The sequence below is a fragment of the Streptomyces xiaopingdaonensis genome (genome assembly GCF_000262345.1).
GTDB lineage: Bacteria > Actinomycetota > Actinomycetes > Streptomycetales > Streptomycetaceae > Streptomyces > Streptomyces xiaopingdaonensis.
Genome location: NZ_AJTQ01000074.1, coordinates 1 through 5,687, shown reverse-complemented (window position 1 = coordinate 5,687; position 5,687 = coordinate 1). Strand labels below are relative to the sequence as shown.

General features: G+C 73.6%; 5 protein-coding genes, 1 tRNA gene and 1 other RNA gene. 2 read left to right on the top strand and 5 right to left on the bottom strand.

The features are described 5' to 3' along the window. From UWG_RS0106385 to ffs, 5 genes are all read right to left on the bottom strand, one after another. Positions 1–276, bottom strand: a 276-nt coding sequence (locus tag UWG_RS0106385; RefSeq protein ID WP_016906370.1) for a DUF5063 domain-containing protein, incomplete at its 3' end; no start/stop codon positions are given. Then, entirely contained in the window at positions 269–868 is a 600-nt protein-coding gene (recR, locus tag UWG_RS0106380; RefSeq protein ID WP_016906369.1) for a recombination mediator RecR, read from the bottom strand. The genes recR and UWG_RS0106385, both read right to left, overlap by 8 nt. Before the next feature lie 96 nt (positions 869–964). Next, on the bottom strand, positions 965–1,306 hold the full coding sequence (locus UWG_RS0106375) for a YbaB/EbfC family nucleoid-associated protein (protein ID WP_078495595.1): 342 nt from the start codon (positions 1,304–1,306) through the stop codon (positions 965–967). A gap of 192 nt (positions 1,307–1,498) precedes the next feature. Continuing rightward, positions 1,499–3,772: a DNA polymerase III subunit gamma and tau gene (locus UWG_RS0106370; protein ID WP_016906367.1), complete on the bottom strand. Its 2,274-nt coding sequence runs from the start codon at positions 3,770–3,772 to the stop codon at positions 1,499–1,501. A 119-nt stretch (positions 3,773–3,891) separates the two neighbouring features. Continuing rightward, positions 3,892–3,990: signal recognition particle sRNA small type (ffs, locus tag UWG_RS31990), an RNA gene on the bottom strand. A 71-nt stretch (positions 3,991–4,061) separates the two neighbouring features. On the opposite strand from ffs, the gene UWG_RS0106365 reads away from it, so the two are divergent. Next, positions 4,062–4,146 (top strand) — tRNA-Ser (locus UWG_RS0106365). A gap of 188 nt (positions 4,147–4,334) precedes the next feature. Next, a partial coding sequence (locus tag UWG_RS29565; protein ID WP_050988515.1) for a sensor histidine kinase occupies positions 4,335–5,687 on the top strand: 1,353 nt, incomplete at its 3' end.

Genomic DNA, 5,687 nt, shown 5'->3' with positions numbered 1-5,687 from the left:
CGCCGGGAGCCGCTCCCGCAGCTCGTCGACGTCCGGCTCGGGGCCGACGTCCGGCTCGTACCGCTCGTCCGGGACGAAGTCCTCGTGCGCTCCCAACCTGCCGCCTGCGAGGAGGAGTTGGGAGACGCTGAGCAGGAGGTACGGGACGGCGCTCGCCGGCTCGTCCCCCTTGGCCACCTCGGTGACGGAGACGAGGAAGCCCTCCACCTGGTCGCGGATCTGCACCGCGAAGTCGTCGGGCTCGGCGGTGATCGAGTTCAGCGTGGCGTCAGACATCGAGCAACCTTCTCCCCTCGAAGGCTCGTCCCAGCGTGACTTCGTCGGCGTACTCCAGGTCGCCCCCGACGGGCAGGCCGCTCGCCAGCCGCGTCACCTTGAGACCCATGGCCGAGACCATACGCGCCAGATAGGTCGCCGTCGCCTCACCTTCGAGGTTCGGATCGGTGGCGAGGATCAGCTCCTTGACGGCTCCGTCGGCGAGCCTCGCCATCAGCTCCCGTATGCGCAGGTCGTCCGGGCCGACGCCGTCGATCGGGCTGATCGCCCCGCCCAACACGTGGTACCTGCCGCGGAACTCGCGGGTCCGTTCGATCGCCACGACGTCCTTCGGCTCCTCGACGACGCAGATCACCGAAGGGTCCCGGCGCTGGTCGAGGCAGACCCTGCACTGTTCCTCCTGCGCGACGTTGCCGCACACGGTGCAGAACCTGACCTTCTCCTTGACCTCGGTGAGCGCCTGCGCGAGCCGGCGCACGTCCGCCGGCTCCGCCTGGAGGACGTGGAAGGCGATCCGCTGCGCGCTCTTGGGACCGACGCCGGGCAGCCTGCCCAACTCGTCGATCAGGTCCTGCACCACGCCTTCGTACACGGAAGCTCCGCTCTCCGAAATCCTGCCTTGTCACACTGGTTGCCGCCTGCCGCGACGACCCGGGGCCCGCGGCCGCCGCCGCGGGCCGGAGGACCCTCAGAAGGGCAGCCCGGGCAGCCCGCCGCCGCCGAGGCCCTGCGCGAGCGGGCCGAGCTTCTCCTGCTGGAGTTCCTGCGCCGCGGAGTTGGCGTCCCGGACCGCCGCGACGACGAGGTCGGCGAGGGTCTCGGTGTCCTCCGGGTCGACCGCCTTCGGGTCGATCACCAGCCCCGTCAGCTCGCCGGAGCCGGTCACGGTCGCCTTGACGAGCCCACCGCCCGCCGACCCCTCGACCGGGGTCTCGCCGAGCTCCTGCTGAGCCGCTGCGAGATCCTGCTGCATCTTCTGCGCCTGCTGCAGCAACTGCTGCATGTCGGGCTGGCCACCACCGGGAATCACGAAACGCTCCTGGGCACTCGACGGTCGAGGTCTGCATGACCGGTACGCCCCGCCCGTCACACCCGGGCCGAAGACGCACCGACAGCCCCGACCCTACGTGCTGCACCGCCGGGACGCCGGGGCGAGCCGGGGTCCGCCACTCACCGGTTGACTCCGGCCGCGGAGCGGTGGACGGGGGCGGGGGCGCCGCGGTTACTCGTGCTGGTACTCCTCGATCACCGTTGCGCCGAGTTGCTTGATGATCAAGTCGTGGCCGGAGAGGGCGGTTTCGTCGAGGTCGGGGTCGTCCGCCGTGGGCATGTCGTCCGCGGGGTCGACATACGCCGAAGGCGGTGGCTCCTCCTCCGGCTCCGGTTCCGGTTCGGGAGCGCGCGCCTGCGCGGGGGGCGCCGACCGCGCCGCCGTCGCCTGCCCCGTTCCGGAGCCGGACGCTGCGCCCTCCGGAGGCGGGGCACCGCCGGACGCCGGCGGTGCCGCCGGGCCCGGGGAAGCCGACGGGCCGCCGAACCCTCCGGCGGGCTGGGACGCGGGCGCCGCTGCCGGGCCGCCGAAGCCACCGGACGGTGCCCGCGGACGGCCGCCGCCCTGGGGACCGGGCTGGCCGCCGCCCTGCGCGCCGCCGGACCCGCCTCCCGGGTCGACGACCGCTTCCACCTTCCACTGCACGCCGAGCGCGTCGCCGAGGGCCTGGCGCAGTACCTCGTCGCTCCCGCCGCCGGTGAAGCTGTCCCTCGCACCGGAGTTGGGGAATCCGATCTGGAGCGTCGTCCCGTCGAAGCCGACGATGTTGGCGTTCTGGCTGAGCAGAATCCAGGTGAAGCGGCGGCGGTTCTTCACCGCCTCCAGAACGTTCGGCCATGCCTGCCGCACCTGCGCTGCCCCCGCCGAGGGGTCGCCGGCGGGACCGCCGCCCGCCGGACCACCCGCCTGCGGCGTGGGGGAGGGCTGCGACGGCGCGGGGGCCTGCGGCGGCGCGGACCTTCCGGGTGCCGTGCCCGGCTGTCCGGCTCCCTGGCGTTCGCCCGGGCCCGTACCGCCGGGCCAGGCACCCGGCCTGCGGCCGCCGCCGGGCGCCGCCGTGGGCCAGGCACCCGGACGCCTGCCCTGCTCCGCCCCGGCCGCGCCTGCGGGCCCGGCCGGAGCCGACTCGGGTGCGGGCGGGGACGGTTGGGGAGCCGGCGCCGGTGGAGGAGGCGCGGACGCCGCCTCGGGCGCCTGAGCGTCCGGAGCCGGGGCGGCCGGAGTGGGAGCAGCCGGCGCCGCACCACCCGGCGGCGGAGCCGGAGCGCCCGCCGCGGCGCCGAGGGCCGCCCCGCGCTCGAGGCGGTCGAGCCTCGCCTGCACCGAGCGCTCGTCCCCGTACGCCGCGGGCAGCAGCACCCGGGCGCAGATCAGTTCCAGCTGCAACCGCGGCGAGGTGGCGCCCCGCATCTCCGTGAGCCCGGAGTTGACGAGATCGGCGGCGCGGCTCAGCTCGGCCTGTCCGAAGACCGACGCCTGCGCCTGCATCCGCTCGGCGACCTCGGGAGGCGCGTCGATCAGGCCCTTCTCCCCCGCCTCGGGCACCGAGGCGAGGATCACCAGATCCCGCAGCCGCTCCAGCAGATCGGCGACGAACCGACGCGGGTCGTGCCCGCCCTCGACCACCTGCTCGACGACCTCGAAGGCCGCCGCACCGTCGCCGGCCGCGAAGGCGTCGACCACCGAGTCGAGGAGGGAGCTGTCGGTGTATCCGAGGAGCGCCGTCGCCATGGCGTATGTCACACCCTCCTCGCCCGCGCCGGCGAGGAGTTGGTCCATCACGGACATCGAATCCCGGACCGAGCCGGCGCCGGCTCGGACCGCGAGCGGGAGCACGGCCTCGTCGACGGCGATCTCCTCGCGCCGACAGACCTCGGCGAGGTACTCGCGGAGCGTGCCCGGCGGGACGAGGCGGAACGGGTAGTGGTGGGTACGCGACCGGATGGTGCCGATGACCTTCTCCGGCTCGGTGGTCGCGAAGATGAACTTCAGGTGCTCCGGCGGCTCTTCGACCACCTTCAGCAGCGCGTTGAAGCCCGCCGACGTCACCATGTGCGCCTCGTCGACGATGTAGATCTTGTACCGGCTCGACGCGGGCCCGAAGAACGCCTTCTCGCGCAGCTCCCGGGCGTCGTCCACGCCGCCGTGCGAAGCGGCGTCGATCTCGATCACGTCGATCGAGCCGGGGCCGTTGCGCGCGAGGTCGAGGCAGGAGCGGCACTCACCGCACGGCGACGGGGTGGGCCCCTGCTCGCAGTTGAGGCAGCGGGCGAGGATGCGCGCGCTCGTCGTCTTCCCGCAGCCGCGCGGACCGCTGAAGAGGTACGCGTGGTTGACGCGGTTGTTCCGCAGAGCCTGCTGGAGCGGCTCCGTCACGTGTTCTTGCCCGATGACCTCGGCGAAGGTCTCGGGGCGATACCTGCGGTACAGAGCGAGCGACGACACAACACCGACGATATAGGTGACCGCCGACAAGTGGCGTCGGTCACAGGCGGATCGGGGACCTCACCGGCCTCCCGCACCACGAGACGCACCCCGCACGGGGCCGCCCCGGCGCGCACGGACAAGTCAACGCCCCCCACGCACCCGCCAGAGCCGACCTACCCTTGCTGCCTTCCGGCCCTGGGGGAGTTCAGTCAGATAGCGCCACGTGAGGGGCTGCGCCAACAGTACCTGATCCCTCGGCCGGGAGACGAGTTCGCGAGCACTGGACTCGTTGTGTAGAGTCTCCGGCGGAGGATTCGCCTAGTGGCCTAGGGCGCACGCTTGGAAAGCGTGTTGGGGGCAACCCCTCACGAGTTCGAATCTCGTATCCTCCGCCCAGCCTCACCGGGCTGAACGCAGGGCCCCATCGCTTCGGCGGTGGGGCCCTGCGTGGTTCGTGGCTGCGCCGGGTCCCCGTGGGCAGGAACGCGAGCGTGCGGGAAGGGAGTTCGGCGGCCCGCCGATCCGACGGGGCGGCCGGCCTCCGCCTGGCTCCGGTCCGGCCGCCTCTTATCCTCGCCGCGTGAGTACCACCAGTCGCGCCCGCCGGTTCGGGCACACGCTGCGCTTCTGGGCACTCCTGCCCTCCGGCCGCGGAGACGCGGCGCCGAGCGTCCCGGCGCGGCCCGTATCGCGCTCGCCCCTGCTGCCGCCGCACGCCGTGGATTGGGTGCTGGCGGGGGTCGCGTTGGTGCTCGCGGTGGGGAACAGCCTCCAGAACCCCTACGCGGGACCGGCCACTCCCTGGGCGAACGTGCTGATCGCCGCGGTGAGCGCGCTGCCGCTGCTCGCCCGGCGGCGGGCCCCCGAACTGGTGCTCGCCGCCGGGCTGCTCGCCAAGCTCCTCCAGGCCTCGGCTCTTGTCGCACCCTTCGCCTACTACGCGGTGGGCGCCTATCGCGGTCCGCACAGCCGCCGGACGGCTTGGGCGTCGGCCGGTGTCGGGCTGGTGGTCCTCGCGCCCTGGAGCGCGGCGGTGTGGTCCGACTTCCGAACAGTGGCGCTCTGGTTCGCGGTGAACTTCGTCTTCTCCTGCCTGGTGCCGCTGCTGTTGGGGCTCTACGTGGGCCAACGGCGCGCCGTCGTCGCCGGTCTCGTCGAACGGGCGGAGCGTGCCGAGCGGGAACAGCGGCTCGTGGCCGAGGCCGCGCGGGAACAGGAACGCCGGCGCATCGCAGGGGAGATGCACGACGTGGTCTCCCACCAGGTGAGCCTGATCGTCGTGCACGCCAACGTGCTCACCGCCGTCGCGCACGATCCGGAGATGACGGGCGAGGCCGCGGAGACCATCCAGACGGCCGGTCGGCGTGCGCTCACCGAACTCCGCGAGATGCTGGGGCTGTTGCGGAACGACCCGGCCGGCGAAGGCGAGGAGCCGCCGGCCGCTGCGGGAAGCGACTCGGCGCAGAACGCGTCAGCGGACCCGGCGCGGGTTCCTGCTGCCCCGGCAGAGCGGCGGTCCACCGCCGGCGCGGTCGTCGACCGCGTCGGCGAGCTGGCCGACAGCTCCCGGACGGCCGGGCTGCCCGTCACCATGCTCGTCGAGGGCGCGCCGCGGCCGCTGGCGGAGCCGGTCGAGCGTGCTGCGCACCGGGTCGTGCAGGAGGCGCTGACCAACGTGCACAAGCACGCCCCGGGCGCCGCGACGGAGATACACCTCGCATACGAGCCGCGGACCGTGCGGGTACGGGTCGTCAACGGCCCGGCCGGGAAGTCCCTCGAACCGGCTGCCGACGGTGGGCCGCTGCTGCCGAGCGGTGGGCACGGGCTGATCGGTCTGACGGAGCGGGTCCGGCTGGCCGGAGGCACCGTCGAGTCCGGGCGCACCGATCACGGCGGCTTCCGGGTCGATGCCGCGCTGCCCGCGTCGGCGCCC